We start from the raw sequence: 25,610 nt of genomic DNA on the forward strand, positions 1-25,610 counted from the left end.
GCCTGTCAACAGGCGCTAGCTGGCGTCGGCAGCGCCGTCGCCTTCGCCGTCCTTACCCACCGTGACCTCGGGCAACCGCGGCGGCGAGTCCAGGCAGACGATGCGCTTGTCGCCGTCCTCCGCGCTGATGGTCTCGGCATAGGGAGGATAGGCGCGATCCTGAGGGATTCCCGGAATCTGCAGGGCACTAGCCGAGCGCGGAACGGTAATGTCCTCCACGTTCTCCAGTGCGCCTACCGTCTCCGCCGCCTGATAGGGGTGTTCCCCCATGCAATGCGCCCGCGGCCCACAGGCAGCAAGGGCCGCACAGGTGGCGCTCAGGGCAAGGAGGCGACAGGCAACAGCAGTGGGAAAGGACATTATTGGACGGCTCCGACGGTGCGCAGTGCGGCGCGCACGCGGTCGTGGTGGGTTTCGGACAGCGGGACCAGCGGCAGACGGATGCCGCCGCCAATGCGGCCCATGGCGTGCAGCGCCCACTTCACCGGGATGGGATTGGGTTCCACGAACAGCAATTGATGCAGCTCAGCCATCTCGGCGTCAGCCGCGCGCGCCTTCGCCTCATCGCCCGCGACCGCCGCATTGCACATCCGCGCCATGATTTCGGGTACGACATTGGCAACCACCGAGATATCGCCGTGGAAGCCAGCCAGGATGGCGTCACAGGCGGTCGGGTCGTCGCCGGAATAGAGCGCGAAGTCGCCGGGCAGCCCGAGCTCGACCAGGGCCCGAATGCGGTCATGGTCGGCCAGCGCCTCCTTCAGCCCGATGACGTTGGGGAGTTCGGCCAGCCGCTGCACGGTTGCCGGCTGCATGTCGCAGCCTGTGCGCCCCGGCACGTTATAAAGGATCTGCGGGATATCCACGGCTTCCGCCACTGCGCGGAAGTGCCGATACAACCCTTCCTGTGGCGGCTTGTTGTAGTAGGGCGTGACCAGCAGAGCGGCATCGGCACCGGCATCGGCCGCGCTCTGCGTGAGCTCGATGGCTTCGGAAGTGGCGTTGGCCCCGGTGCCGGCGATGACGGGAATGCGCCCATCGGCAGCCTCCACCGTCTTGCGGATCACGGCGATATGTTCTTCCGTGTTGAGCGTGGCCGACTCTCCCGTGGTTCCCATGGAGACAATGGCCGCGGTCCCCGATGCAATGTGCCACTGCACGAGCGCAGCGAGCGCGTCGAACTGCACCTCACCATTGGAGTCCATGGGCGTGGCGAGCGCCACGATGCTGCCGGTAATCATGCGAGCGGTTCCGTTGCCTGCTTCAAGCGGCGTGCATGATAGCAAGGGGCCTCGCCACCGCGTGCGCATGCCGTTGAGGAAGGCTTACACTTCGGCCTCGTTTCCGATGCACAGCTTATGAGCACCGCCGATAACCTGCTCTCCATCTCGGTTCTGGCCCCGTCCCGACCACGAATCACCCTGGATCTCTTCCGGGCCGTGCGCGAGCGCGGTTGCGAGATCGAGGATTGCCGGCTGGCGCCGGCGGGCGATCATATTGGTGCCAGCCTGGTCGCCTCGGGCAGCTGGGCGGCGCTGGGTAAGCTGGAAACGGCGCTGCCCAATATCGCGCAGAAATTCGACATGCAGGTGCAATTCGCGCGTTGTGGCGAACGCCAGGCGGTACCGGATTACCGGCCCTATGCGGTGGAGGTGTTCGCGCCTCAGCACGCCGATCTCATCGTCCACCTGCTCGAATTCTTCGCCGGTCAGGATGTGGACGTACCCGAGGTGATGTCGCAGAAGTACGCCTCGCAGCACACCGGCGCAAGCATGTGCAGCGTGCACATGGTGGTGCATGTGCCGGTCAGCCAGCATCCGCAGGCCCTGCGCGAATCCTTCATGGATCTGTGCGACGACCTCAACGCGGACGGCTTGCTCGATCCGATCAAGACCTGATTCCAACACCCGCCTCAATGTCGCATTCTTTCGGTTTGATCACGTGGGAGCGCCTTCGGGCATGATCAAGGCGCGGGTCAAAGCCGAGGGCCGTCCCGAAATGCTCCGGCGCGTGTATCACTCATCCATCGTACCCAGAGGAAGCTAGCCCCAATGACCGTATCCGTTGGTGACATGATCCCCGACCTGGAACTGGCCGCAACCGGCGACGAAGCGCAGATCCGTCTGCGCGATCTCATTGGCCAGAAGGTCGTGCTGTACTTCTACCCGAAGGACAACACCCCCGGCTGCACGCAGGAAGGGCAGGATTTCGCCGCCTTGGAAGACGAATTCCGCGCCCATGGCGCGCGCATCCTCGGGATCTCGCGCGATACGGTGCGCAAGCACGAGAATTTCCGCAGCAAGTACGGCTTCGGCTTCACGCTGCTCGCCGACGTGGACGAAGCGGCCTGCGGCGCTTTCGACGTCATTCGCGAGAAGAATATGTACGGCAAGAAGGTGCGCGGCATCGAACGCAGCACCTTCCTGTTCGACAGCGAAGGTCGCCTTGCGCGGGAGTGGCGCAAGACCAAGGTCGACGGCCACGCCGCCGAGGTCCTGAAGGCTGTCAAGGCGCTTTAGGCCGAAAGCCACCGAGGCGCACTCTCCCACCGCTTGCCTTCCGAGATCTCCATGACCGATCAACGGATCTTCGTGCTCGACACGAATGTGCTGATGCACGATCCCAGCGCGCTGTATCGCTTCGAGGAACACGACATCTACATCCCGATGGTCGTGCTCGAAGAGCTCGATGCGGCCAAGAAGGGCACCAGCGAGGTCTCGCGCAACGCGCGTCAGGTGTCGCGCATGCTGGACGAGATCGTCAGCGAGGCCGGGCGCGCCCAGATCGCCGACGGCCTGCCGCTGACCGGGGATCGCCCGCGCAGCCTGCAGGCAACCACTGCTGCGCCCACACCCAATGGCGAGGCCTCGCGGCTCGGTCGCATCTTCTTCCAGACCCGGCCGGCGGCGACCGCACTCCCGGACCTGCTTCCCGGCAACAAGCCGGACAACAGCATCCTCGTCTGCGCCCTCAGCCTGGCCAATGAGCAGCCCGATGCCTCGGTCACGCTTGTTTCCAAAGACATCAACCTCCGCATCAAGGCCGCCGTCGTCGGCATCCACGCCGAGGACTACTACAACGACCAGGTCCTGGAGGACGTCGATCTCCTGCACTCCGGTCACTGCCCGCTACCGGATGATTTCTGGACGTCGCATGGCGACGCCATGGAAAGCTGGCAGGACAGCCAGGGCCGCGCGCACTACAGCCTGCAAGGCCCCATGGTGGCGGAATGGGCGCCGAATCAATTCGTCTATCTGCCCGACCCCGAGGACGAGGGTACGGGTCTGGAGCTGCGGGTCGACCGCATCACCGGCGACAGCGCCGAGCTGTCCGTCGTGGAGGATTACCGTGAGGGCAAGCGCGGCGTCTGGGGCGTCCATGCCAAGAACCGCGAACAGAATTTCGCCCTCAACCTGCTGCTCGACCCCGATATCGACTTTGTCACCCTGCTCGGCGCCGCCGGCACCGGCAAGACTCTGCTGACCCTGGCGGCAGGCCTGGCCCAGACGCTGGACGAAGCGCGCTACCGCGAGATCATCATGACCCGCGTGACCGTGCCGCTGGGCGAGGACATCGGCTTCCTGCCGGGCACCGAGGAAGAAAAGATGACGCCCTGGATGGGCGCGCTGATGGACAACCTGGAAGTGCTGACCCACGGCGGCGACAGCGAGTGGGAGCGCGCAGCCACCAATGAGCTGCTGGCCAAGCGCATCAAGATCCGCAGTCTGAATTTCATGCGCGGGCGCACCTTCTTCAACCGCTTCATCATCATCGACGAAGCGCAGAACCTGACCTCGAAGCAGATGCGGACGATGATCACGCGTTGTGGTCCCGGCACGAAGATGGTCTGTCTCGGCAATCTGGCGCAGATCGATACGCCCTATCTGTCGGAAACCACCTCGGGTCTGACCTATGTGGTCGATCGCTTCGGCGGCTGGCCGCATGGCGGCCACATCACGCTGGCGCGCGGCGAACGCTCACGCCTCGCCGCTTTTGCCTCCGAGGTGCTCTAGCGCGCTAGGGCCGCGGTTGCACCAGGTCGAGGCTTGGCTGGCCGGTCAAGCGCATCAGAAGACGGTCCACCCCCAAAGCCACGCCGGCGCAGTCGGGCAGACCGGCACTCCACCGCGCCACATCCAGGGACTCGGCGCCAGAGGGTGAGGCCGTGCCGGCGATCACATCGAGTGTCCGCGCTTCCCGACAGCCGTTGGCCAGTTCCAGCCCGGCCCAGAACACCTCAAACCGCTGCGCCCAACGCGGGTCCTCATCATCGGGCGCCGCCAGCGGACTGTCGCTGGCCGGGAAGTGGGTGAGCACCACCGGCCCATCCGCCCCCAGCGCCGGCTGTACGCACAGACTCATGAGCAGGTCCAGCCAGCTCGCCGCGGGCAGGCTCTCTGGCTGCGCGTCTTTCGGTGCGATGCCGTGCTGGACTGCCGCTGCGTGCAGCTCCGTGGCCGACGCCAGCGGGTGCACCCCGCAGTGCGCGATGAAGGCCTGCTCGTAGCGCAGCCACTGCGCGTCATCCGCGGCGGGGCCACCGCACGCCGCCATCAGCTCCAGCACCTCCTGAGCGAGTGCCTGCATGCTCGCATGCAGGCGGTACCACTCGCACAGCAGAAATTCCTCGGCGTGATGCCGGCCCGATTCTCCGGCGCGAAAGGCGTGGCTGAGCTGGTAGATGTCGCCGCTGCCGGCGGCCAGCAAAGGCTTCAGGTAGCGCTCGGGAGACGGCAACAGCCAGCCGCCATCACAGGCCAGGGGGCGAATGTGGACTTCCGGCACCACCGCCTGCGCGCGCAGCGGTGTATCCACCTCCAGCACGTCACGGGCAGCGAAAAAGGCGCGGATATCGCTGAGCAGGCGGGCACGGCGTGCGAGCCGCTGCCGCAGCGGCAGGCTTTCGTGCAAGGGGGCCGGCTGGGCGTCATCCCCGGGCCGGCGCGGGCTCATTTCTTGACGCGGGAGAGGTACTCGCCGGAACGGGTGTCCACACGGATCACCTCGCCTTCCTCAATGAACAGTGGCACGCTGACCACTGCCCCGGACTCGAGCTTGGCGGGTTTGGTGCCGCCAGTCGCGGTATCGCCGCGCAGGCCCGGATCGGTTTCGATGATCTTCATTTCCACCTGATTCGGCGGCATGACCTGGATCGGCGTGTCATTCCACAGTGTGAGGGTGCACTCGTCCTGCTCCTTCAGCCAGACCGCGTTGTCACCCACCGCATTGGCGTCGGCGGAAATCTGCTCGTAGCTCTTCGGGTCCATGAAGTGCCAGAACTCGCCGTCGGTGTAGAGATACTGCATGTCCACTTCGACCACATCGGCGGCTTCCACCGAGTCGCCCGATTTGAAGGTGCGCTCGATCACGCGCCCACTCTTGATGTTGCGGATCTTGACCCGGTTGAAGGCCTGGCCCTTGCCCGGCTTGACGAATTCGTTCTCGACGATGGAATAGGGTTCGCCGTCGATCAGCAGCTTGAGCCCGGACTTGAATTCGTTGGTGTTGTAACTGGCCATAGAAAGATCGCTCGCGAAAGCGATAAGGTCAAAACAAGTGGAAGGTGTGCGTTGCCGAAAGGCGGCAAGCTCGGGAGAATGCGCGCGATGATAGCAGAAGCCCTCGCCGCCCCCGACTCCTCCTCGTCCGACTGGATGCAGCAGTTGCGCGAGGCCTTCCGACAGCCCAGCGCGTTGGCCGCCTACCTTGGACTCGATCCGGTGCCGCCCTATGTGGACGATGTCTTCGGCATGCGCGTACCGCGCGCCTATGCCCAGCGCATGCGCCGCGGCGACCCTCACGATCCGCTGCTGCGTCAGGTCTGGCCCGCACCCGCGGAACACGCCGCGCAACCGGCCTATCACGACGACCCGGTCGGCGACCTTGCCCGACTACGCGACGGCGGCATCATCCACAAGTATCAGGGCCGTGTGCTTCTCACGCTCACTGGCGCCTGCGCCGTGCACTGCCGCTATTGCTTCCGACGCCATTTCCCCTACGCCGAACAGCAGGTGACACCCGCCCGCTGGCAGCACACGCTGACCACCCTCCGCTCCGACCCGAGCATTGAAGAAGTCATCCTCTCAGGCGGCGATCCCCTGTCGCTCAGTGATGCCCGCCTGGCGCCCTGGATGCAGGATTTGGCCGAGATCCCGCACCTGCGTCGGTTGCGCATTCACACCCGCCAGCCCGTCGTGCTTCCGGACCGCGTCGATGACGCACTGTGCGCCTGGCTTGCCGCCTTCCCGCTGCCGACAGCGATCGTGCTGCACATCAATCACGCGCAGGAATTGGACGACAGCCTGCGTCACGCCTGCCACCGCCTCAAGGCCACTGGTGCGCAATTGTTCAACCAGGCAGTACTGCTCGCCGGCGTAAATGCCGACGTCCCCAGCCAGCGCGCGTTGAGCGTCGCACTTTTCGAGGCAGGCGTAGTACCGTATTACCTTCACGTGCTGGACCGTGTCCGCGGTGCCGCACACTATGACGTGACCGAGGAGACGGCGCGAAGCATCATGACAGCCTTGCAGGAAAGCCTTCCGGGGTATCTCGTACCGCGCCTGGTGCGCGAGGACGCGGGCGCTCCTTCCAAGACCCTGCTCACCGGATGAGGCTGGAAACGACCGTGAGCGACGCCACCATGCCCAATCTGCTGATGCTGGTGGTGAGCCGCGAGCAAGCGGTGGCTACGCGCGTGGAGGCCCATCTGCGCAACCTGGGTTGGCAGGTCCGTGCCGCCTGGGCGCAGGATCGTGAAGACGCCGAGGAAATCCTGCTCAATGCCGAACCGGAACTGGTGCTTTGCGATATCGGGCGCGATCTTGACACCATCGCCGATCTCGCCCGCCAGCTCTCCCCGGAGTTGCCAGTATTGGCGCTGGAAACCGAAGACAGTGCCGCACCGCACGGGGAGCAGCTGAAGCGCATCTTCGAGCAAGGCGCTGTGGACCTCGTGCGCCTGGAGAGCGAAGCGGACAGGGCACATCTGGCCGCAGCCTGCCGACGCGAATTCGACGCCAGCCGCACCGGCTGGGCGCTGCGGCAGGCCAAGATGCGCCTCGCCGAATACGAAGCCCGGCAGCGCACGCTGGTGGCCGAGACATCGCGCGCCATGTTGACGCTGAGCGAGGGCATCGTCATCGAAGCCAACCCGGCCGCTGCCGAATTGCTGGGCTTCGACGACAGCGAGGGCCTGGTCGCCCAACCCTTGCTCGATCTGATCCACGCTGACGACCGCAGCCATGTCCGTGAGTTGGTCACCCAGCTGACACGCGGCCGCATCGCCGAGGCGGAATTCACCGCTGCCTTCCATAGCGGGGCAGGCGACATTGCGCTGCACGTCCGCATGGCTTCGCGCGACAGCAGCGGCGAGGAGGAGATGCTGCTGGACGCCGTACTGCGCCCCGAGGCTGCCCCAAAGAAGGACAACGCCGCCGCGGCATCGCAGGCTGACCTCAAACCCGCGCAGAACTTTGCCGACATCCGCCGTGGATTGGCCGCCGCCGTCGATGCCGCCTTGAGCCAGCAGAGCACATTGGGCGTGCTCTACATCTGCATCGATGGCTTTGCCGCGCACGAGCAACGCCTCGGTATCGTTAACGCAGGCGAGCTGTCCGACACCTGGGATGCGCTGCTTGCCAATACCCTTCCGGCCCAGTCCCAACTGTTCCGGATGCGGCCGGACGAAGTCTGTGCGCTGGTACCTGCCAAGGATGCCGATGCGCTTGAGGAGATTGCCCGGGATCTGTGCCAGCAGATTGCGCGCCAGAGCTTCCGTACCGACCAATACGACTGTCACCTGACGAACAGTGTGGCCTGTTACCCGCTGGCGCAGAGCAGTGCACGCGTGATCGACATCCTGCGCGACAGCAGCCTGGAGGCGCGCCGCCTCGCCGATGAACAGGGCAATGCCGTCTCCAGCATTGGTGACGCCGCCAGAGCGGCGGCCGAGGAGCGTCAGTCACGTGAAGCCGCGGAGGACATCAAGCGCGCACTGAGCGAAAAGAACCGCTTCTTCCTCGCCTATCAGGCGGTGACCTGTCTGGGAGAGGACAACCGCCAGATCTATGACGTCTTCGTTCGCATGCGCGACAGCAGCGGCACCGAATTGCACGCGCGCGATTTTCTGCCCACCGCTGAGCGCTTCGGCCTGATGCCGACCATCGACGAATGGGTTATCCGGCGCGCACTGCATACGCTGAGCAAGCGCCAGGGGCTGTGCCTGATGGTCCGCCTGAGCGAGGCCACGCTCATCGAGCCGAGCAGCCTGATTCAGCTGCTGGAAGCGGCGCAGCTCGCTCATCCGGGGCTTCTTTCACTGCAGATTCGCGAAACCGTCCTGCAGACGCAGATCCGCAAGGCCGCAGCGCTGCGCGAGAAGCTGCGCAGCCTGAAGGTGGACCTCGTGCTCGACTATTTCGGAGACAGCAAGAGTGCCGTGTCGCTGCTCGAACAGATGCAGCCCGACTACGTCAAGGTTTCTCCCACCTTCGCCAACCAGATTGGCGAGCAGGCCGTGCATGATCGACTGGCGAGCCTGATCAAGGCGAGCCATACCCAGGGCGCCAAAGTCATCATCCCCTTCGTGGAGAACACACGCATCATGGGCCAGCTATGGCAGATGGGCATCGACTATGTGCAGGGCAACGCCCTGCAGCAGGCCGAAACGGTCATGCTCGCGAGCGAAGCCCCCGCGCGCGGTTGAATTCGACACGGCCCGTCCGGCATCGCCGCGCCCCCCGCAAAGCAAAAGGCCGCACCCGCGGCATGCGGGTACGGCCTGGCACATCCTTCCGCCGCTCGATCGCGGCAGCCTTCAATCAAGCCGCGTTCTGCAAGGCCGCGATACGGGCCTCCAGCGGCGGGTGGGTGGAGAACATCTTGGCCATGGCGCCGCCCCGGATGCCGAAGGCCGACATCTGCTCCGGCAGCTGACTCTGGCCACCCTGATAGCTCTGCAGCCGCGCTAGCGCATCCACCATCTTGCGCTTGCCCGCGAGCTTGGCGCCGCCCGCATCGGCGCGGAATTCGCGACGGCGCGAGAACCAGCAGACCACCGCCGAGGCGGCAATGCCAAGGATGATCTGCAGCACGATCACGGACACGAAGTAGCCAATGCCGTAGCCCTGATCATTCTTCAGGATGACGCGATCGATGAAGTGCCCGATGACACGCGACAGGAAGATCACGAAGGTATTGAGCACCCCTTGAATCAGGGTCAGCGTCACCATGTCGCCATTGGCGATATGGCTCACCTCGTGGCCGAGCACCGCCTCGACCTCATCCTGCTTCATGCCCTGCAGCAGCCCCGTGGACACGGCCACCAGTGAGCTGTTCTTGGTGGCGCCGGTAGCAAAGGCGTTGGGTTCCGGAGAGTCGAAAATCGCGACCTCCGGCATGCCGATGCCTGCCTGGCGCGCCTGACGCTGCACCGTATTGACCAGCCAGGCTTCCGCCGAGTTGCTCGGCTGGCTGATCACCTTGGCACCGGTTGACCACTTGGCGATGGGCTTGGAAAGCCACAGCGAGATGAAGGCGCCGCCGAAGCCGAAAATGGCTGCAAAGACCAGCAGCGTGACGTAGTTGAGACCGCCCTGTGCGGTCTGCATGGGATCCAGACCGAAAAAGCTGGAAATCACGAACCACGCCACCGACAACACGGCGAGGATCGCGATGTTGGTCATCAGAAACAGGAAGATGCGCTTCATGTGCTGCTTGAGCCTCTCTGGGGTGAACGTTGAAGAAGTGCGGCTTAGACCGGCAAATTCAAGTCCCGGTTTCCGGTTCTGCAGCAGAAGTGGACCGGGGCGGTGCCGGCGCCAGCGCATCCACCCGCTGGAAGCCGCGCGGCAGCGGTTTGCCACGGCTGCCGCGATTGCCCTGAAAGCCCTCGATCTCCCCGGATTTGACCGTCAGGGTGCGCTTGCCGCTGGTGACGACCAGAGCCTGGCCCGGATCCACTACCGCCAGACCGGCCACCCTTTCCCCGTCGCGCAGGCCAATCAGCTTGTTGCCCTTGCCGCGCGCAAGTTCCGGCAGATCGGTCACCGGGAAAATGAGCAGGCGGCCGGCCGTGCTCGCCACGGCCAGCAGCTGCTGCTCCGCGTCACGGATCCTGCAGCTGGGCAATACCTTCGCGCCGTCCGGCAGGGTCAGACAGGCCTTGCCGGCGCGCTGTCGGGTGGCCAGTTCACCGAGCTTGGCGACAAAGCCGTAGCCGGCGTCACTGGCGAGCAGGTAGCGCTGCTCGGTTTCGCCCAGCAGCACATCGACCATGCGCGCGTTGTCGCCCAGGTCCAACCGTCCGGAAACCGGTTCTCCCTGGCCGCGCGCCGAGGCCAGCGAATGCGCCGGCAGCTGGTAACTGCGCCCCTGACTGGCGAGCAACACCAGTGTCTGGTTGCTGCGTCCTTCGGCGGTGCGCAGCAGCGCGTCACCGGCACGGTAGGACAGATTGCCTGCATCCACGCTGTGCCCCTTGGCGGCGCGGATCCAGCCGGCCTGGGACAGCACGACGGTAATATTCTCCGCAGAGACCACCTCGCTGGCGGATAGCGCCTGGGCGGCACTGCGCTCCACCACCGGGCAGCGACGTTCGTCACCGTAAGCCTCGGCGTCGGCTTCCAGTTCTTCGGCAAGCAGTGCACGCAGGGAATCACGGCTGGCCAGGCGTTGTTCGAGGGCGGCGCGCTCGGCGTTGAGTTCCTCCTGCTCGCCCCGGATCTTCATCTCCTCCAGCTTCTGCAGATGACGCAGCTTGAGTTCGAGGATGGCCTCCGCCTGCCGGTCCGACAGGCTGAAGGTGTCCATCAGCACCTGCTTGGGCTCGTCCTCGAAGCGGATGATGCGGATGACTTCCTCGATGTTGAGGAAGGCGGTCAGCAGGCCTTCGAGCACGTGCAGCCGGGCCAGCACCTTTTCCAGGCGGTGCTCCAGGCGGCGCTTCAACACGCCTTCGCGCCATTCCAGCCACTCACCGAGGATGGTCGGCAGGTTCTTAACCTGCGGCCGTCCATCCGTGCCGATCATGTTGAGATTGACGCGGTAGCTCTTCTCCAGATCGGTCGTCGCGAAGAGATGCGCCATCAGTGCATCGACATCGACCCGGTTGCTGCGCGGCACGATAACCAACCGCACCGGATTCTCATGGTCGGACTCGTCGCGCAGATCCTCGACCAGCGGCAGCTTCTTGGCGCGCATCTGGTCGGCGATCTGCTCCAGTACGCGTGCCGGGGAGACCTGTTGCGGCAGATGCGAGACGACGATGTTGCCGTCCTCGCGGTCCCAGCGCGCGCGTGCACGCAGCTGACCGCCGCCGCTGTCGTAGAGCTTTCGCAGTTCCTCCGGCGGCGTGATGATCTCGCAGCCGGTGGGAAAATCCGGCGCCGGCAGATGGGCGCAGAGCGCCGCGGTGTCGGCCTCCGGATGGGCCAGCAGATGCAGACAGGCCGCGACCAGTTCGCGCAGATTGTGGGGCGGGATGTCAGTCGCCATCCCCACCGCAATGCCGGTGGTGCCGTTGACGAGGATGTTGGGCAGCCGGGCCGGCAACAGCACGGGCTCCTTCATCGAGCCGTCGAAGTTGTCGATCCACTGCACCGTGCCCTGATCCAGCTCGGACAGCAGCGCCTGCGCATAGGGCGCGAGCTTGGCCTCGGTGTAGCGCATGGCCGCGAAACTCTTGGGGTCGTCCGGCGAGCCCCAGTTGCCATGGCCATCGACCAGCGGATAGCGATAGGCGAAGGACTGCGCCATGGTGACCATGGCCTCGTAGCAGGCGGAATCGCCGTGTGGGTGATACTTGCCGATGACATCGCCCACCGTGCGCGCCGACTTCTTCGGCTTCGCATTCGGCCCCAGCGCCAGCTCGCGCATGGCAAAGATAATGCGCCGCTGCACCGGTTTCAGGCCGTCCGCGAGATGCGGCAGCGCGCGGTCCAGCACGACGTACATGGAATAGTCGAGGTAGGCCTTCTCGGCGAAGACGTGCAGCGGCAGGCGCTCGTGGTCGCCTGCGACCTCGGTGACTTCACTCATGGGTGCACTCGCCCTCTTCGGGGGTTAAACGGGAATTTCAGCCTGATCACCGCTGGCTTCGAGCCAGGCTCGGCGATCCGCCGCGCGTTTCTTGCCGAGCAGCATGTTCAACATGTCGTGCGCGGCTTCTTCCTCCAGCGTCAGCTGGACCAGTCGACGGGTATCCGGCGCCATGGTGGTCTCACGCAACTGCAGGGGATTCATTTCACCGAGCCCCTTGAAGCGCGTGACCGATACTTGGCCGCGGATCTTCTCGGCCTTGATGCGATCGAGAATGCCGTCGCGCTCGCCTTCGTCCAGTGCGTAGAAGACCTGCTTGCCGACGTCGACCCGGTACAGCGGCGGCATGGCGATATAGACGTGGCCGGCCGCGACCAGCGGTCGGAAATGGCGCAGGAAAAGGGCGCACAGCAGGGTGGCGATGTGCAGACCGTCGGAGTCCGCGTCGGCGAGCACGCAGACGCGACCGTAGCGCAGACCGCTGAGGTCGTCGGAACCGGGGTCCACGCCGATGGCCACCGAGATGTCGTGGATCTCCTGCGAACTCATCGCAGTCGGGGCGTCCAGTTCCCAGGTGTTCAAAATCTTGCCGCGCAGGGGCATGATCGCCTGGGTGTCGCGGTCGCGCGCCTGCTTGGCCGAACCACCGGCCGAATCGCCCTCGACCAGGAACAGCTCGGTGCGCGCCGGATCGGAAGACACGCAGTCGGCCAGCTTGCCGGGCAGCGCCGGGCCTTGGGTGATGCGCTTGCGGGTAACGGTCTTGGCCGCACGCAGCCGGCGCTGGGCGTTATTGATGATGCGCTCGGCCAGCGCCTCGCCCGTGCTGCTGTTCTGATTCAGCCATAGGCTGAACGCATCGTGCACCACGCCGGAGATAAAACTGGCCGACTCGCGGGAGGACAGACGTTCCTTGGTCTGCCCGGCGAACATCGGGTCCTGCATCTTCAGCGACAGCACGAAGGCACAGCCACTCCAGACATCCTCGGGCGTGATCTTGACGTTGCGTGGCAGCAGATTGCGGAACTCGCAGAACTCACGCATCGCCTCAGTGAGCCCGGTGCGCAGGCCGTTGACATGCGTACCGCCCTGGGTGGTCGGCACCAGGTTGACGTAGCTTTCCTGCGGGACCTCGCTGGCATCCGCCCACAGCAACGCCCATTCCACCGCCTCGCGCTCGCCGTTGATGCTGCCCGTGAAGGGCTGCAAAGGCAGCGTTTCAATATCTCCCACCGTGTCCAGCAGATAGTCGGGCAGGCCGTTGGCGTACTGCCAGACTTCGGTCTCGCCGCTGGCTTCCTGGGTCAGGGACACGCGCAGATTCGGACAGAGCACCGCCTTGGCACGCAGATTGCGCTGCAGACGCGGCAGCGAGAAATTCACCGAGTCGAAATACTGCGCATCCGGCCAGAAGTGGATGGCGGTGCCGCGGCGCGCCTTGGCCACCTCCCCCACTTCCGTCAATGGCTCCACCCGCTCGCCGCCGGCAAAGGCCATGCGGTAGTGCGTGCCGTCGCGCCAGACCTCCACCTCAAGACGCGTGGACAAGGCGTTGACCACCGAGACGCCGACCCCGTGCAGGCCACCGGAGAACTGATAGTTCTTGTTGGAAAACTTGGCGCCTGCATGTAGGCGGGTCATGATCAGTTCCACGCCGGGCACGCCGTGCGCGGGGTGGATGTCCACCGGCATGCCGCGACCGTCGTCGACCACCGATAGCGAGCCGTCGGTGTGCAGCGTCACCGCCACGGACTTCGCATGCCCGCCGAGGGCCTCGTCCACCGCGTTATCGATGACCTCCTGCGCCACGTGGTTGGGGCGAGCGGTATCGGTATACATGCCGGGTCGGCGACGAACCGGGTCCAGCCCGGTCAACACTTCGATGGCATCGGCGCGGTATTGATTCATGGCATCCAGCGTGGCGTGAGCGCGCGGCAACGTATCCGAGGCGCGCGCAGGTGGCAAGCTCCAAGAAAGAGGACACATGCTGAGCGGGGTCAGCGCTTTGGGTAGACTCCGCACACTGACGTGCAAAAGACCAGCATGAAGAGCAAGTCTAACCCTGGCGGGACCGAAGTGACCGAAAAGCCGGACGAGCAAGCCAGCTTCGAACAATTGCTGGAACAACTCGAGCAGATTGTCGCGCGCATGGAGGCGGGCAACCTGCCGCTGGAGGATACCCTGCAGGAATTCGAGCGCGGCCAGACCCTTGCTGCCCAATGCGAGCAGCGCCTGCGCGACGCAACCCAGCGCGTTAACAATCTGCTCAAGGAAGCCGACGCGGACCCGGATGGAGGCTCAACGCAGTGAGCTCCTCTGCCGTTTCAGACATCGATATCGCAGCCTGGCGCAGCGATCGTCTGTACCGCCTGGAAGCCCGGCTCGACCAGGCCTTGCCTGCGGCCGGCACCTTGCCGCCGCGCCTGCACGAAGCCATGCGCTATGCCATGCAGGGCGGCAAGCGCCTGCGCGCACTGCTGATCTATGCCTGTGGCGACCTGCTGGACGCGCCCGCTACGGCGCTCGACGCCTGCGCCACCGCCATGGAGCTGCTGCACGCCTACTCGCTGGTGCACGACGACCTGCCATGCATGGACGATGACGATCTGCGCCGTGGACAACCCACCGTGCACTGCGTCTGGGATGAAGCCACGGCCGTGCTGGTGGGCGATGCACTGCAGACCGCCGCTTTCGAGCACCTCGCGCACCCGATGCCGGAGGATGCGCTCACCTTCGACGGCAGCGCCCGCCTGCAGTGCGTCCGCATTCTGGCGCAGGCCGCCGGAAGCCGCGGCATGTGTGGCGGCCAGATGATGGACCTGGAAGCGGAAAGCCGCGCCATTGATATCGCCGAACTGGAATCGCTGCACGTCCACAAGACCGGCGAACTGATCCTTGCCTGCGCGCGCATGGCATCGGCCTGCGCGCCGCAGGCGGATGCCGCACGGGTGGAAGCCATCGAGCGCGCGGTCAAGCACCTCGGGCTCGCCTTCCAAATTCAGGACGACCTGCTGGACAACGACAGCACCACCGAAACGCTGGGCAAGACCAGCGGCAAGGACCGCATCGCGGGCAAGGCCACTTTCCCGGGGCTGCTCGGCATCCATGAGGCCCGACGGCGGGTCGATGCCCTCTTCCAGGAAGCGCGCAGCTGTCTTGCACCCCACGCCGACGGCAGTGCGCTGCGCGTGCTGATCGACGAAATCGAGCAGCGCCGAGCCTGAAAGGCCCGCGGCACCGCAACTTCGCGCGGCCGCGGACAAGAGGTGAAAGCACGGTCATGAATGCGCGATAATGCGCAACGTTTCGATGCCATTTTCTGCCATGGCTGATATGCCCGGATACGCGCTTCTCGGAAGCGTGAACACCCCCGAAGACCTCCGCACGCTCCCGCTCGATCAGCTTCCCGCGCTGTCGGTGGAAATGCGGCGCTATCTGATCGAGACCCTCGGTCGCATTGGCGGGCATTTCGCCGCCAACCTGGGCACGGTCGAGCTGACGCTGGCGCTGCATTATGTGCTGAATACCCCGCACGACCGGCTCATCTGGGATGTGGGACACCAGGCCTACGCGCACAAGATGCTGACCGGGCGTCGCGGCGCGCTGGGCACCATCCGCAAGCGGCGGGGCCTGGCGCCCTTTCCGCATCGCCAGGAAAGCAGCTACGACGTCTTCGGCACCGGCCATTCCAGCACCTCGCTATCGGCGGCCGCCGGAGTGGCCGCCGCCGCCCGCGTGCACGGCACCCAGCGCCGCGTTGCCGCCGTCATCGGCGATGGCGGCATGACCGCGGGCATGGCCTTCGAGGCGATGAACCACATCGGCGATGCCCAACTGCCGGTGCTCATTGTGCTGAACGACAACGACATGTCGATTTCCGAGAACGTCGGCGCCCTGCGCAGCCATTCCGCGCGCACCATGCGTCGGCTGGAACTCGCCGCCGCGCCGCATCTGCGCCGGCCGGTGGAGGCGATCGAAGGCGAACCGGACGATCACGGCGCCTGGGTGCGTACCTTCGGCATCGACTATGTCGGCCCCATCGACGGCCACGACCTCGATGCCCTGCTGCCCACCCTGCTGGCCTATCGCGACAGTGAGCGTCCGGTCTTCCTGCACGTGGTGACCACCAAGGGCAAGGGTTTTGCCCCGGCGGAAGGCGACGCCATCAAGTATCACGGCGTGACCAGCTTCGATCCGGTCACCGGCGCCTTCCCCGAGAAGAAGGCAGCCGGCGCACCAAGCTATACGCAGATCTTCGGTGACTGGCTGTGCGACGCTGCTGCGACGCATCCGGATCTGATCGCGATCACGCCGGCCATGCGTGAGGGCTCGGGCCTGGTGCGCTACGCCAAGGAGTTTCCCGACCGTTATATCGACGTCGCCATTGCCGAGCAGCATGCCGTGACGCTGGCGGCCGGTATCGCCACCGAAGGCCTGCGGCCCGTGGTGGCGATCTACTCGACTTTCCTGCAACGCGCCTACGACCAGCTGATCCACGACGTCGCGATCCAGAATCTGCCGGTGCTTTTCGCCATCGACCGCGGGGGCCTGGTCGGCGCCGACGGTGCCACCCACCACGGCGCATTCGATCTGAGCTATCTGCGCTGCATCCCCAACATGGTGGTGATGGCGCCCAGCGACGAGAACGAGTGCAGGCGCATGCTTGCGACCGGCCTCGCGCTCAACCAGCCGAGTGCGGTGCGCTACCCGCGCGGTACCGGCCTTGGCGTGCCGGCCGACAATGAGGCGCGCCCGCTCACCGTGGGCCGCGCCCGCGTCCTGCGCGAAACGCGAGGACACCGACGCCCGCGCGTCGCGATGCTGGCCTTCGGTGCGATGGTCGGCCCCGCGCTGGAGGCCGCCGACATACTCGACGCCACCGTCATCGACATGCGCTTCGTCAAGCCGCTCGATAACGAGGCCATCCTGGAAGCCGCCCAGGCGCACGATCTGCTGGTCACCATCGAGGACAACGTCCGTGCGGGCGGCGCCGGCTCGGGCGTGGCCGAAGTACTTGCCGCCCAGCACGAGCAGGTACCGCTGATGATGCTCGGGCTGCCCGATGAATTCGTCGAACACGGCGGCCGCGAAGAACTGCTCAGCGATGTCGGGCTCGACAGCACCGGCATCCAGCGCGCGATCAACAAGCGCCTGCGCGCGCGCGACCTCGATCAGGAACGCGACAACCGATCCAGCAAGCTCGGCCGCGTTTAGCGGCCGCGCCTTCCTTAGTGGCGATAGCCCTTGACGCGCACCTTGAACTGCGTGGAAGGCCCGGGTGTCGGCGCGGTCTTGGTCTTCAGCGTGTAGTCCGGCGGATCGAGCTCCAGATCCAGCTTGTAGAACAGCCGCGCCATGGACAGCGCGATCTGCACTTCCGCGAGGCTCTTGCCCAGACAGGTATGCGGACCGCGGCCGTAGGGTGAGTAGGCACCGGATTGCATGTGCTCCGCGCGCGGTTTGGCGTAGCGGTCGATGTCGAAGCGGTCGGGTTCGGGGTAGAACTCTTCCATGAAGTGCGGCACCGAGGTCGCCACGTACAGCATCTCGCCCTCGCGGATGCGGCAGCCCTGGAAGACGAAATCCTTGGTCGCGGTACGCATCTGTGCCACCGCGATCGGGTACAGCCGCATCGCCTCCATGATGGCGCCCTGCAGGGCCGGAATCTTGGCGAAGAGCTGTGACTCGTCGATATCGCCTTCCGCGAAGAGCGCGTCCACTTCCTCATAGACCCGGCGCCGCACGTCGGGATACTTGAGCACGCAATAGGTGATGGCGGCCGTGGTATTGGCCACCGTATCGAGTCCTGCGACGTAGGGGCCCGTCAGCGTCACCGTCAGATCGCTCTCCGGGATCACCTCGGGATGATTGACGTGCGCGCGCATGATGTCGTCGATCAGATTCGGCGTCTCATCCTCGCCGGGCTCCGCCTGGCCGTTGGGATGGCGTGCATACCAATCCGCCACCATCTTGTCCTTGAGCTCGAACACCCGACTGCGCGCCTTCTTGTACTCCGGGCGCAGCAGCATGAATTTGGGGCGCTGGCGCGTCACCAGGACGTTGAGGATGTAGAGGATGTTGGTGCGAATGGCGTCGACGTACTCCAGCGGCGCACTGCCGGTCAGGATTGTGCCGAGCTGGTCGGTCACCATGTACTGCATGGCCGGCAGCACCTGAACGGACTGTCCGACGGGCCAGTCCCGCTGGAAACAGCGATCGGTGATGCGCACCAGCTCGTTGTAGCGCCCCTTGATCGAGTCCTTGGAGTAACCCCGGCGCATGATGTTGCGCAATTCCTTGTGCGACTCGCCATCTTCGCCGGTCAGGGTGCGAGTGGCGCCGTACTCCTCCACCAGGCCTTGCCAGAATTCCTTGGAGCGCAGGCAGTCCTTGCCCTCGCGCGAGCCGACGAAGTTCGCTGCTTCCGGGCCGGCGATCACCGTGTAGCTGTTGCCGAGCACGGAAATCTTGCTGACCGGCCCGTATTCGCGGTAGAGCTTGACGAAGAACTCGGCCGGGCCGCGCGCCATGTCCAGCGTATTCCCAAGCAGAGGCAGCCCGCGCGCCCGTGGTGGATCCTGGGCCTGATCGAATTCGAGAACAGCACTCATCGCTTGCCTACCTCTTGCATGAATCTCGCGAGCATAGCTCCTGCGTTTCAGGGGGGACTCATGCAATTGGGCGAGGTCACGCCCTGGCCGCGCGCACTACGTCGACCAGTCCCCACGCCTGTGCCGTGTGGGCGTCCACCCGCGCACGCGACAGCATCATCCAGGCCGCGCGTTGACGTCCGATACGGCGCGGAATGCTGACGCAGCCGCCCGCCCCCGGAATGAGGCCGAAGCCCAGCTCGGGCAGCTGAAACCAGGCATCCGGGCTGGCGGAGACAAAGGCGGCGAAGGCAGGGAACTCGATGCCCGAGCCCACGCAGGCACCATGGACATGGATGCGGACACGCTCGGCACAGTGCGCCAGCGCGCGCCCCGGCAGCGCCAGACAGCGCACGAGGTGGCCGGTCACCGGGTCCGGTGCCGTGCCGAACTCATCCAGGTCGCCGCCGGTGGAAAAACAAGAGCCGAGTGCACTGAGGTCGACCTCTTGGATGCTGTCATCGGCCATCACCAGCGCCAGTGCCTCGAGAAGGGCATCGCGCATTTCCACGGACATGGCGTTGCGCCGCGAGGCACGGTTGAGACGTAGCCGCAGGTGTGCATGCTCGCGCGTCATGAGCACCGCCGGGCCGCTGTCTTCGACCACCACCGGTCGGCGACGATGATCCCCCAGCCAGCGTGCGTACTCCGGCCCTGCCTGCAATGTGGCGTAGGCCAGCGACTCGGCCTGCAGAGCGGCTTCCAGCGCCAGGCCCTCGGTGCTGCGCAGCAACTGCACGGCGGTCGCACATGCCAGCGGCGCCTGCGCGATGGTCGCCAGCAGGGGTTCGGCGGCAGCACGGTCGCCCACCACCACATCGCAGGCCTCCGCCAAGGGCGCATCGTCCGGGCCAAGTCCGAGCAGTACGCATCCGGCGGTGCTCAGCCACGCGCGGATGCGGGGCCGCTCAAGCTGCTGCAGGGATCGGGTAGCGCTCAGATCGATGCCCAGAACGGGGGTACCCGTCAATGGCGAGGGCGGTATCCCGCTTTGGGCAGAGGCCCAGAGTGCCGATCCATCCAGCCAGACGAGGTCCTGCATGGCCTTGCCTCTACGCTAGCGCTGCCCGCGCTGCAGGCGCGAGAAGAAGCCGTAGGAGGGGTCCTCGGGACCGGGGCAACCGATATGGGCGCCTTCCAGGAAAGGATGCGAGAGATCCACCGCGCTCGGATCCGAGGTCCACGCCCAATCCGCGACGATGGCGCGGTAGCTGAATTTCCAGAGACCGTCGCGCTTTTCGTAGCGGTCGAAATAGCGGCCGCCGATGAGTACGTCGAAGAGCCTATCCTCCTGACGCACCTGATGCATGGCCAGCACGTACACCTCTCCCTCGGCCTGCGCACCGTCGAGCTTGAGATTCACCGTCGTGATGTTGTGGTGAAGGATGGCCATCGCGCGCTGGATCTCGGGCAGCTTGTCGATGAAGTCCATCGCCGGCCCCTTCGAAAAATGCCCGTGATCGTCAATGGCGTCAGGGTGGTACAACGCCCGCATCTTGTCGTGATCGTGTCGATCCGCAGCATTGGCATAGGCGTGGATCAGTTCCATCAGCGCCTGCTTGTCGAGCAAGGCGTCTATGGCCGCCTCACGCTCCTGTTCGGTCATGGTCACGCTGGTATGCCTCCTCCGGTTCAGCAATCCTGCCACGCTAGCGTCGAATCGCTGCTCCATACTCCCCCTCTTCGGACGAGTTCAGGCCCACACTATGGATCACCCTCATCATGCATCCGCTGCGCCGGTTTCCTGCAAGCACGTGCAGGCCCTGCGACGCGGCGGTCCCGAGCGATTGCAGGTTCAGGATGTCACGGTTGCGCCGCCCGGCACGGGTGAGATTCGCGTGCGCATGCTCGCTGCAGGCGTCGCCTTTGCCGATCTCATGATCCGTGAAGGCGTCTACCCCATACAGCTACCCTGGCCTCGCACGCCCGGTTACGACATCGTGGGCGAGATCGACGCTGTCGGACCCGATGTGCCCGACACGTGGCAGCCCGGCATGCGCGTCGCCGCGCTGACCGTGCACGGCAGTTATGCCGAATACCGCCTGCTGCCCGCTGCGCAATGCGTGGCGGTTCCGGAACATGTCGATCCAGCGCAGGCGGTTGCCCTGGTGCTGAACTATCTGACGGCTTGGCAGATGCTGTTCCAGGTCGCACACCTGGAACGGGGCCACACGGTCCTGATCCACGCTGCGGCGGGCGGCGTCGGCACCGCCGTGCTCGAGTTGGGACGCCACTTCGGCCTCCAGGTCATCGGGCTGTGTTCGGCCGCCAAACACGATCGCGTGCGCAGTCTCGGCGGCATTCCCATCGATTATCGTCATGAGCAGGTGTCCGAGCGGGTATCGGCGCTAACCGAGGGTCGTGGCGTCGATGCCGTGCTCGACGCGGTCGGCGGCCGCGAGACCCGCCGTTCCTGGCAACTGCTGGCTCCCACCGGCACGCTGGTGTGCTATGGCGCGCTGTCGGTTGCCTCCAAGGGACGTGTGCGCCTGCATACTGCCTTGCCCGCGGTGCTGGGCGCGGCGCGCTTTTCGGCCTTGCGGCTGTTCTCGGAGGTCAAGGCAGTCGCAGGCTACAACGTCGATGTCTGGCGCCGGCATCGGCCAGAGGCCTACCGCAGTGATCTCGCGCGCCTGGTGGACCTGCTGGCGGAAGGCGTACTGGATCCGGTCATTGCCGATCGCCTACCACTGGCCGAGGCAGCGGTCGCCCAGGAGCGGCTGGGCGCCGGCCGAAGCGAAGGCAAACTCGTGTTGATCTGAGGCGCATCGACATGCGCCGCGCGCCTATCATGCCCGCCCAACGCCATCAGCGAGGAATACCGTGCCAGCGATCATTCGGGTCGAGGGGCTGAGCAAGACCTACGATTCCGGCTTCCGTGCCCTGCAGGATATCCATCTGGACATTGAGGAAGGCGAAATCTTCGCGCTGCTGGGCCCCAATGGTGCCGGCAAGACGACACTGATCAGCACCATCTGCGGTCTGGTCCGCCCCAGCGCCGGACGCATCCTTGCCGACGGCTACGACGTGCAGCGTGACTTTCGCGCCGCGCGGGCGCGCATCGGCCTGGTGCCCCAGGAGCTGACGACGGACGCCTTCGAGACCGTCTACAACACCGTGCGCTTCTCGCGGGGTCTGTTCGGCAAGGCACGCAACGACGCGCATATCGAGAAGGTGCTGCGCGATCTGTCGCTGTGGGACAAGCGGCGCAACCGTATCCTGGAGCTGTCCGGCGGCATGAAACGCCGTCTGATGATCGCGAAGGCGCTATCGCACGAGCCGCGCATCCTCTTTCTCGACGAACCCACGGCCGGTGTCGACGTGGAACTGCGTCGCGATATGTGGGAAATGGTGCGCAGCCTGCGGGCTGGCGGGGTCACCATCATCCTCACCACGCACTACATTGAAGAGGCCGAGGAAATGGCAGATCGCATCGGTGTGATCAACCATGGCCGCATCGTCCTGGTCGATGACAAGCAGGCGCTGATGCGCAAGCTGGGCCAGAAGGAACTCCGGCTGCACCTGCAGGCGCCGCTGACGGCGCTGCCCGAAGCACTGGAAAGCGGTGCGCTGGCGCTATCGGAGGATGGCATGGAACTCATCTATCGCTTCGACGCCCAGCAGGAGCACACCGGTATCGCGCCCCTGCTGCGCCAGCTGGACGCGCACGGCATCGATTTCAAGGACCTGCACACGCGGGAAAGCTCGCTGGAGGAAATCTTCGTGCAACTGGTGCGGGAGGGGCGCGCATGAACTGGCGTGCCGTGGCAGCCATCTACCGTTTCGAAATGGCCCGCACCGGGCGTACGCTGCTGCAGAGTGTGGCCTCGCCGGTGCTGTCGACGACGCTGTACTTTGTTGTCTTCGGCACCGCCATTGGCTCGCGCATCGGCGTCATCGACGGCGTGGAGTACGGCGCCTTCATCGTGCCCGGCCTGATCATGCTCTCGATGCTGACCGAGAGCATCTCCAATGCCTCCTTCGGCATCTATTTCCCGCGCTTCTCGGGCACGATCTACGAAGTGCTCTCGGCGCCGATTTCCGCCGTCGAAATCGTGTTGGGCTATGTCGGAGCCGCGGCCACCAAGTCGCTGATTCTGGGCACGCTGATCCTGATTACCGCGCGTCTATTCGTGGATTACCCGATCGCCCACCCGCTGGTGATGGCCGCCTTTCTGGTTCTGACGGCAACCACTTTCAGCCTGCTCGGCTTCATCATCGGCATCTGGGCGGACGGCTTCGAAAAACTGCAGATCGTGCCGCTCATGGTGGTCATGCCCTTGACCTTCCTTGGTGGAACCTTCTATTCCATCAGCATGCTGCCGCCCTTCTGGCAGACCGTGACCCTGTTCAACCCGGTGGTCTACTTGGTCAGCGGCTTCCGCTGGAGCTTTACCGGCACCGCCGATGTCGCGGTCGGCCTGAGCCTGGGCATGACGCTGTTCTTCATGCTGCTCTGCCTGGTGACGATCTACTGGATCTTCCGCACCGGATACCGCCTGAAGCCCTGAACCGCGACCGACACCCCGAAACGGATGAAGTCAGCGGGCCAGTGCAGGGAGAGGATGCACGCTCCTTGAATGGGAGCATCGCATGTCCGCCACCGATTTCACCGCACGCTTCGGCCCTTGGGCACTGGTTGCCGGCGCCTCCGAGGGCCTGGGCCTTGCCTACGCCGAAGCGCTGGCCCAGCGCGGCATGCACCTGGTGCTACTGGCACGGCGCGGCGAGCTACTGCATCAGGTTGCCATCCGCCTGCGCGCGGCCTATCCGATCGAGGTGGTCACCGTCACACTGGACCTTGCGTCACCGGACCTGGCCGCCCAGCTCCCTGAGTGCCTGGGCGATCGCGATATCGGACTGCTTGTCTACGACGCGGCACGTACGCACATCGCGCCTTTTGAGGAGGCGGAGCTGACCCATCATCTGGGCATCGTCGACGTCAATTGCCGCGGCCCACTGACCGTGTGTCACGCCCTGATCCCGCCCCTGCGCGCACGCGGTCGCGGTGGCATCGTGCTGATGTCGAGCATGTCCAGCCTGCAGGGCTCGGGACTGATCGCCAGCTACGCAGCGAGCAAGGCCTTCAACAGCGTGCTGGCCGAAAGTCTGTGGGAGGAATTGCGCTCAGACGGCGTGGCGGTGATGGCCTGCCTGGCCGGCGCCATCGACACGCCCTCTTACCGCCACAACACGCCTCAGCACAAGCAGAAGCGCGCCATGCCGATGGCGCCGGCGGCGGTGGCGGAAGACACACTTCGCGCGTTGGCAGCCGGTCGTGGCCCGCTCTTCATCCCAGGCCGCATGAACCGTCTGGTTGCCGCCATCATGCGCTGCTTCGGCAGCCGCGCGCGTACGCGCTTTTTCAGCCGCATGACGCGCGATCTCTACGGCGGCTGAGGTGCCTGCTGCGCCCCTCGACCTCGCCCGTGCGACGTCCTCGCGCAAATGGGTGAGGACGACTCACTAAGCAATCCCTAGGCTCGCTGCATCAACTGCAGGGAGCCGACATGAGCGATTCCGTCCTGATCGAGCGCCGCGACGCGGTGCAATGGATCACCATTAACCGCGAAGAACGCCGTAACGCCATCAATCAGGAAGTCATCGGCCGCATCGGCGAGGGTATCCGCGAAGCCGTGGCCCAGGACGCCCGCGCCATCGTGCTGACCGGTGTCGGCGAGAAGGCCTTCTGCGCTGGCGCAGATCTCGCAAAGGACGTCAAGGGCGGCGCCTTCGCCGTCGACTTCTCGCAGCCCAAGCACTACATCGTGCAGCTGTTCAAATACATCGAGGAATGCCCGCTACCGCTGATTGCCCGCGTTAACGGACATGTCATGGCGGGCGGCTTCGGCCTGCTCTGCGCCTGCGACATGGCGATAGCCGCCGACGATATCCGCATCGGCACCACGGAATCACGCATCGGCGTGACGCCGATGATGATCCTGCCCTACATGCTGCGCCTGCTGCCGGCCCGCAAGCTGCAGGAGATGTGCATCACCGGCGAACAGTTCAGCGCCGCCGAAGGCCTGGAATGGGGGGTCTTCAACTACGTGGTGCCGCGCGCGGAGCTCGACGACAAGCTCGACTGGCTGCTCGCGCGCACGGTTGGCAAATCCCCGACGGCAGTCCGGCTGGGCAAGCAGGCTTTCCACGCCATGCGCGATATGAGTCTGTCCCAGGCCCTGGAATACGCCCAGGTGATGGTGCCCGTCATGTCGAGCACCGACGATGCGGCCGAGGGCATGCAGGCCTTCCAGGAGAAGCGCACGCCCGCCTGGACCGGCCGGTGACGGCTTTGCGCGCCCACGCGCCGCGAATGGCGCGCGCCGATCGGGTGGCGATGATTCTCGACGCTGCCCACGACGCCTTCACCCAGGGCGGCTTCGAGCAGACCTCGGTGGCCGCCATCGCCGCCCGCATCGACGTCGTCGAGGGCACGATCTACAAGTACTTCGACAGCAAGCGCGATCTGCTGCTGGCCGTGCTGGCACGATGGTATCGGCGCCTGCTGGACGAAGGCGAAGCGCTCTGCACACCGGATGGCAATCCCATCGACACCATGGCTGGGCTGGTGCGTCTGCATCTGCAGGCGATTCACGACGAGCCCCTGCTCTGCCATCTGATGTTTCGGGAGTTTCGAAGTGCGGGGGACTATGAGGGTTCCACCCTGCACCAGCTCAACCGCCGCTACACCAGCCTGCTGACTCGTGTCATCCGAAACGGCATGGACGATGGCAGCTTCCGCGCCCGGCTGCCCGTGGCGCTGCTGCGCGACACCATCTACGGCGCCATCGAGCATCACAGCTGGCACTACCTCAGCGGTCGAGGCGCGCTGGAGGTCGAAACCACAGCCGACGCCCTCATGGATCTTTTGCAGCAAGGGATCGGGACCTCCCGCCCTGCCGTCTCTCACTGACTTTCAGC

Annotated in this window: 23 protein-coding genes and 1 pseudogene; 14 read left to right on the plus strand and 10 right to left on the minus strand. The window is 65.3% G+C overall.

The features are described 5' to 3' along the window. Positions 1 to 15: 15 nt before the first annotated feature. Positions 16 to 270: a hypothetical protein gene (locus tag ACOOFO_RS12850; protein ID WP_420427154.1), complete on the minus strand. Its 255-nt coding sequence runs from the start codon at positions 268 to 270 to the stop codon at positions 16 to 18. Between the two features lie 89 nt (positions 271 to 359). Then, a complete protein-coding gene (gene dapA, locus ACOOFO_RS12855; protein WP_420427155.1) occupies positions 360 to 1,241 on the minus strand; it encodes a 4-hydroxy-tetrahydrodipicolinate synthase in 882 nt (293 codons plus the stop codon). Between the two features lie 117 nt (positions 1,242 to 1,358). Between dapA and ACOOFO_RS12860 the strand changes: the two genes are divergently transcribed. From ACOOFO_RS12860 to ACOOFO_RS12870, 3 genes are all read left to right on the plus strand, one after another. Beyond that, entirely contained in the window at positions 1,359 to 1,898 is a 540-nt protein-coding gene (locus ACOOFO_RS12860; RefSeq protein ID WP_420427156.1) for a glycine cleavage system protein R, read from the plus strand. A 153-nt stretch (positions 1,899 to 2,051) separates the two neighbouring features. Beyond that, complete coding sequence (locus tag ACOOFO_RS12865; protein WP_420427157.1) at positions 2,052 to 2,519, plus strand: peroxiredoxin; 468 nt, start codon at positions 2,052 to 2,054, stop codon at positions 2,517 to 2,519. A 51-nt stretch (positions 2,520 to 2,570) separates the two neighbouring features. Beyond that, a complete protein-coding gene (locus ACOOFO_RS12870) occupies positions 2,571 to 4,013 on the plus strand; it encodes a PhoH family protein (protein WP_420427158.1) in 1,443 nt (480 codons plus the stop codon). Between the two features lie 4 nt (positions 4,014 to 4,017). Here ACOOFO_RS12870 and ACOOFO_RS12875 read toward each other — a convergent pair whose 3' ends face one another. Next, positions 4,018 to 4,953 carry an amino acid--tRNA ligase-related protein gene (locus ACOOFO_RS12875; RefSeq protein WP_420427159.1) on the minus strand — a complete coding sequence of 312 codons (936 nt, stop codon included), beginning with the start codon at positions 4,951 to 4,953 and terminating at the stop codon, positions 4,018 to 4,020. Beyond that, the gene (gene efp / locus ACOOFO_RS12880; RefSeq protein ID WP_420427160.1) at positions 4,950 to 5,519 is read right to left on the minus strand and encodes an elongation factor P; all 570 of its coding nucleotides are present in this window, start codon (positions 5,517 to 5,519) and stop codon (positions 4,950 to 4,952) included. Before efp ends, ACOOFO_RS12875 begins: the two co-directional genes overlap by 4 nt. A gap of 97 nt (positions 5,520 to 5,616) precedes the next feature. On the opposite strand from efp, the pseudogene epmB reads away from it, so the two are divergent. After that, positions 5,617 to 6,611 (plus strand): annotated as a pseudogene (gene epmB, locus ACOOFO_RS12885) (EF-P beta-lysylation protein EpmB); the annotation flags it as partial. Positions 6,612 to 6,625: 14 nt separating this feature from the next. Next, positions 6,626 to 8,704 (plus strand): EAL domain-containing response regulator, encoded by a 2,079-nt coding sequence (locus ACOOFO_RS12890; protein WP_420427161.1) that lies wholly within the window; start codon positions 6,626 to 6,628, stop codon positions 8,702 to 8,704. Between the two features lie 115 nt (positions 8,705 to 8,819). On the opposite strand, the gene htpX is transcribed toward ACOOFO_RS12890, so the two are convergent. The 3 genes from htpX to parE are packed head-to-tail and all read right to left on the minus strand — an operon-like array spanning position 8,820 to position 13,944. Further along, complete coding sequence (htpX, locus tag ACOOFO_RS12895; protein WP_420427162.1) at positions 8,820 to 9,707, minus strand: protease HtpX; 888 nt, start codon at positions 9,705 to 9,707, stop codon at positions 8,820 to 8,822. A 58-nt stretch (positions 9,708 to 9,765) separates the two neighbouring features. After that, positions 9,766 to 12,036, minus strand: a complete 2,271-nt coding sequence (gene parC, locus ACOOFO_RS12900; protein WP_420427163.1) for a DNA topoisomerase IV subunit A — start codon at positions 12,034 to 12,036, stop codon at positions 9,766 to 9,768. Positions 12,037 to 12,060: 24 nt separating this feature from the next. Continuing rightward, the gene (parE, locus tag ACOOFO_RS12905) at positions 12,061 to 13,944 is read right to left on the minus strand and encodes a DNA topoisomerase IV subunit B (RefSeq protein ID WP_420427164.1); all 1,884 of its coding nucleotides are present in this window, start codon (positions 13,942 to 13,944) and stop codon (positions 12,061 to 12,063) included. A 135-nt stretch (positions 13,945 to 14,079) separates the two neighbouring features. Here parE and ACOOFO_RS12910 point away from each other — a divergent pair, with 135 nt between their 5' ends. The 3 genes from ACOOFO_RS12910 (at position 14,080) to dxs (ending at position 17,250) form a co-directional block, all read left to right on the plus strand. Further along, positions 14,080 to 14,346 carry an exodeoxyribonuclease VII small subunit gene (locus ACOOFO_RS12910; RefSeq protein WP_420427165.1) on the plus strand — a complete coding sequence of 89 codons (267 nt, stop codon included), beginning with the start codon at positions 14,080 to 14,082 and terminating at the stop codon, positions 14,344 to 14,346. Continuing rightward, positions 14,343 to 15,260, plus strand: coding sequence for a polyprenyl synthetase family protein (locus tag ACOOFO_RS12915; RefSeq protein WP_420427166.1), 918 nt, complete (start codon positions 14,343 to 14,345; stop codon positions 15,258 to 15,260). Before ACOOFO_RS12910 ends, ACOOFO_RS12915 begins: the two co-directional genes overlap by 4 nt. Before the next feature lie 100 nt (positions 15,261 to 15,360). After that, positions 15,361 to 17,250, plus strand: coding sequence for a 1-deoxy-D-xylulose-5-phosphate synthase (dxs, locus tag ACOOFO_RS12920; RefSeq protein WP_420427167.1), 1,890 nt, complete (start codon positions 15,361 to 15,363; stop codon positions 17,248 to 17,250). Positions 17,251 to 17,264: 14 nt separating this feature from the next. Here the strand turns inward: dxs and ACOOFO_RS12925 are convergent, their stop codons facing one another. The 3 genes from ACOOFO_RS12925 to ACOOFO_RS12935 all read right to left on the minus strand — a co-directional run bounded on the left by ACOOFO_RS12925 (position 17,265) and on the right by ACOOFO_RS12935 (position 20,292). Next, positions 17,265 to 18,647 carry a cytochrome P450 gene (locus ACOOFO_RS12925; RefSeq protein WP_420427168.1) on the minus strand — a complete coding sequence of 461 codons (1,383 nt, stop codon included), beginning with the start codon at positions 18,645 to 18,647 and terminating at the stop codon, positions 17,265 to 17,267. Positions 18,648 to 18,723: 76 nt separating this feature from the next. Then, positions 18,724 to 19,728, minus strand: a complete 1,005-nt coding sequence (locus ACOOFO_RS12930; protein WP_420427169.1) for an enoyl-CoA hydratase/isomerase family protein — start codon at positions 19,726 to 19,728, stop codon at positions 18,724 to 18,726. Between the two features lie 15 nt (positions 19,729 to 19,743). Further along, positions 19,744 to 20,292, minus strand: coding sequence for a nuclear transport factor 2 family protein (locus ACOOFO_RS12935; RefSeq protein WP_420429774.1), 549 nt, complete (start codon positions 20,290 to 20,292; stop codon positions 19,744 to 19,746). A gap of 100 nt (positions 20,293 to 20,392) precedes the next feature. On the opposite strand from ACOOFO_RS12935, the gene ACOOFO_RS12940 reads away from it, so the two are divergent. The 6 genes from ACOOFO_RS12940 to ACOOFO_RS12965 all read left to right on the plus strand — a co-directional run bounded on the left by ACOOFO_RS12940 (position 20,393) and on the right by ACOOFO_RS12965 (position 25,602). Beyond that, entirely contained in the window at positions 20,393 to 21,448 is a 1,056-nt protein-coding gene (locus ACOOFO_RS12940; protein WP_420427170.1) for a medium chain dehydrogenase/reductase family protein, read from the plus strand. 61 nt (positions 21,449 to 21,509) lie between these two features. Further along, positions 21,510 to 22,439, plus strand: coding sequence for an ABC transporter ATP-binding protein (locus ACOOFO_RS12945; RefSeq protein WP_420427171.1), 930 nt, complete (start codon positions 21,510 to 21,512; stop codon positions 22,437 to 22,439). After that, on the plus strand, positions 22,436 to 23,197 hold the full coding sequence (locus ACOOFO_RS12950) for an ABC transporter permease (RefSeq protein ID WP_420427172.1): 762 nt from the start codon (positions 22,436 to 22,438) through the stop codon (positions 23,195 to 23,197). Before ACOOFO_RS12945 ends, ACOOFO_RS12950 begins: the two co-directional genes overlap by 4 nt. Before the next feature lie 82 nt (positions 23,198 to 23,279). Next, complete coding sequence (locus ACOOFO_RS12955) at positions 23,280 to 24,086, plus strand: SDR family NAD(P)-dependent oxidoreductase (protein WP_420427173.1); 807 nt, start codon at positions 23,280 to 23,282, stop codon at positions 24,084 to 24,086. A gap of 110 nt (positions 24,087 to 24,196) precedes the next feature. Then, positions 24,197 to 24,976 carry an enoyl-CoA hydratase-related protein gene (locus ACOOFO_RS12960; RefSeq protein ID WP_420427174.1) on the plus strand — a complete coding sequence of 260 codons (780 nt, stop codon included), beginning with the start codon at positions 24,197 to 24,199 and terminating at the stop codon, positions 24,974 to 24,976. A 26-nt stretch (positions 24,977 to 25,002) separates the two neighbouring features. Beyond that, entirely contained in the window at positions 25,003 to 25,602 is a 600-nt protein-coding gene (locus tag ACOOFO_RS12965) for a TetR/AcrR family transcriptional regulator (RefSeq protein ID WP_420427175.1), read from the plus strand. Positions 25,603 to 25,610: the final 8 nt, after the last annotated feature.

The organism is Algiphilus sp., from assembly GCF_965216485.1.
Taxonomy (GTDB): Bacteria; Pseudomonadota; Gammaproteobacteria; order Nevskiales; family Nevskiaceae; genus Algiphilus.

What these genes read in the sequence shown, in the direction of transcription:
- ACOOFO_RS12940 (WP_420427170.1), top strand. Translation starts at nt 20,393, where the DNA reads ATGGATCACCCTCATCATGCATCCGCTGCGCCGGTTTCCTGCAAGCAC.
- ACOOFO_RS12910 (WP_420427165.1), top strand. Translation starts at nt 14,080, where the DNA reads ATGAAGAGCAAGTCTAACCCTGGCGGGACCGAAGTGACCGAAAAGCCG.
- ACOOFO_RS12935 (WP_420429774.1), bottom strand. Translation starts at nt 20,292, where the DNA reads ATGACCGAACAGGAGCGTGAGGCGGCCATAGACGCCTTGCTCGACAAG.
- ACOOFO_RS12925 (WP_420427168.1), bottom strand. Translation starts at nt 18,647, where the DNA reads ATGAGTGCTGTTCTCGAATTCGATCAGGCCCAGGATCCACCACGGGCG.
- parC (WP_420427163.1), bottom strand. Translation starts at nt 12,036, where the DNA reads ATGAGTGAAGTCACCGAGGTCGCAGGCGACCACGAGCGCCTGCCGCTG.
- ACOOFO_RS12875 (WP_420427159.1), bottom strand. Translation starts at nt 4,953, where the DNA reads ATGAGCCCGCGCCGGCCCGGGGATGACGCCCAGCCGGCCCCCTTGCAC.
- ACOOFO_RS12930 (WP_420427169.1), bottom strand. Translation starts at nt 19,728, where the DNA reads ATGCAGGACCTCGTCTGGCTGGATGGATCGGCACTCTGGGCCTCTGCC.
- ACOOFO_RS12950 (WP_420427172.1), top strand. Translation starts at nt 22,436, where the DNA reads ATGAACTGGCGTGCCGTGGCAGCCATCTACCGTTTCGAAATGGCCCGC.
- efp (WP_420427160.1), bottom strand. Translation starts at nt 5,519, where the DNA reads ATGGCCAGTTACAACACCAACGAATTCAAGTCCGGGCTCAAGCTGCTG.
- ACOOFO_RS12865 (WP_420427157.1), top strand. Translation starts at nt 2,052, where the DNA reads ATGACCGTATCCGTTGGTGACATGATCCCCGACCTGGAACTGGCCGCA.
- dapA (WP_420427155.1), bottom strand. Translation starts at nt 1,241, where the DNA reads ATGATTACCGGCAGCATCGTGGCGCTCGCCACGCCCATGGACTCCAAT.
- dxs (WP_420427167.1), top strand. Translation starts at nt 15,361, where the DNA reads ATGGCTGATATGCCCGGATACGCGCTTCTCGGAAGCGTGAACACCCCC.
- ACOOFO_RS12965 (WP_420427175.1), top strand. Translation starts at nt 25,003, where the DNA reads ATGGCGCGCGCCGATCGGGTGGCGATGATTCTCGACGCTGCCCACGAC.
- ACOOFO_RS12860 (WP_420427156.1), top strand. Translation starts at nt 1,359, where the DNA reads ATGAGCACCGCCGATAACCTGCTCTCCATCTCGGTTCTGGCCCCGTCC.
- ACOOFO_RS12955 (WP_420427173.1), top strand. Translation starts at nt 23,280, where the DNA reads ATGTCCGCCACCGATTTCACCGCACGCTTCGGCCCTTGGGCACTGGTT.
- ACOOFO_RS12870 (WP_420427158.1), top strand. Translation starts at nt 2,571, where the DNA reads ATGACCGATCAACGGATCTTCGTGCTCGACACGAATGTGCTGATGCAC.
- ACOOFO_RS12960 (WP_420427174.1), top strand. Translation starts at nt 24,197, where the DNA reads ATGAGCGATTCCGTCCTGATCGAGCGCCGCGACGCGGTGCAATGGATC.
- htpX (WP_420427162.1), bottom strand. Translation starts at nt 9,707, where the DNA reads ATGAAGCGCATCTTCCTGTTTCTGATGACCAACATCGCGATCCTCGCC.
- ACOOFO_RS12850 (WP_420427154.1), bottom strand. Translation starts at nt 270, where the DNA reads ATGGGGGAACACCCCTATCAGGCGGCGGAGACGGTAGGCGCACTGGAG.
- parE (WP_420427164.1), bottom strand. Translation starts at nt 13,944, where the DNA reads ATGAATCAATACCGCGCCGATGCCATCGAAGTGTTGACCGGGCTGGAC.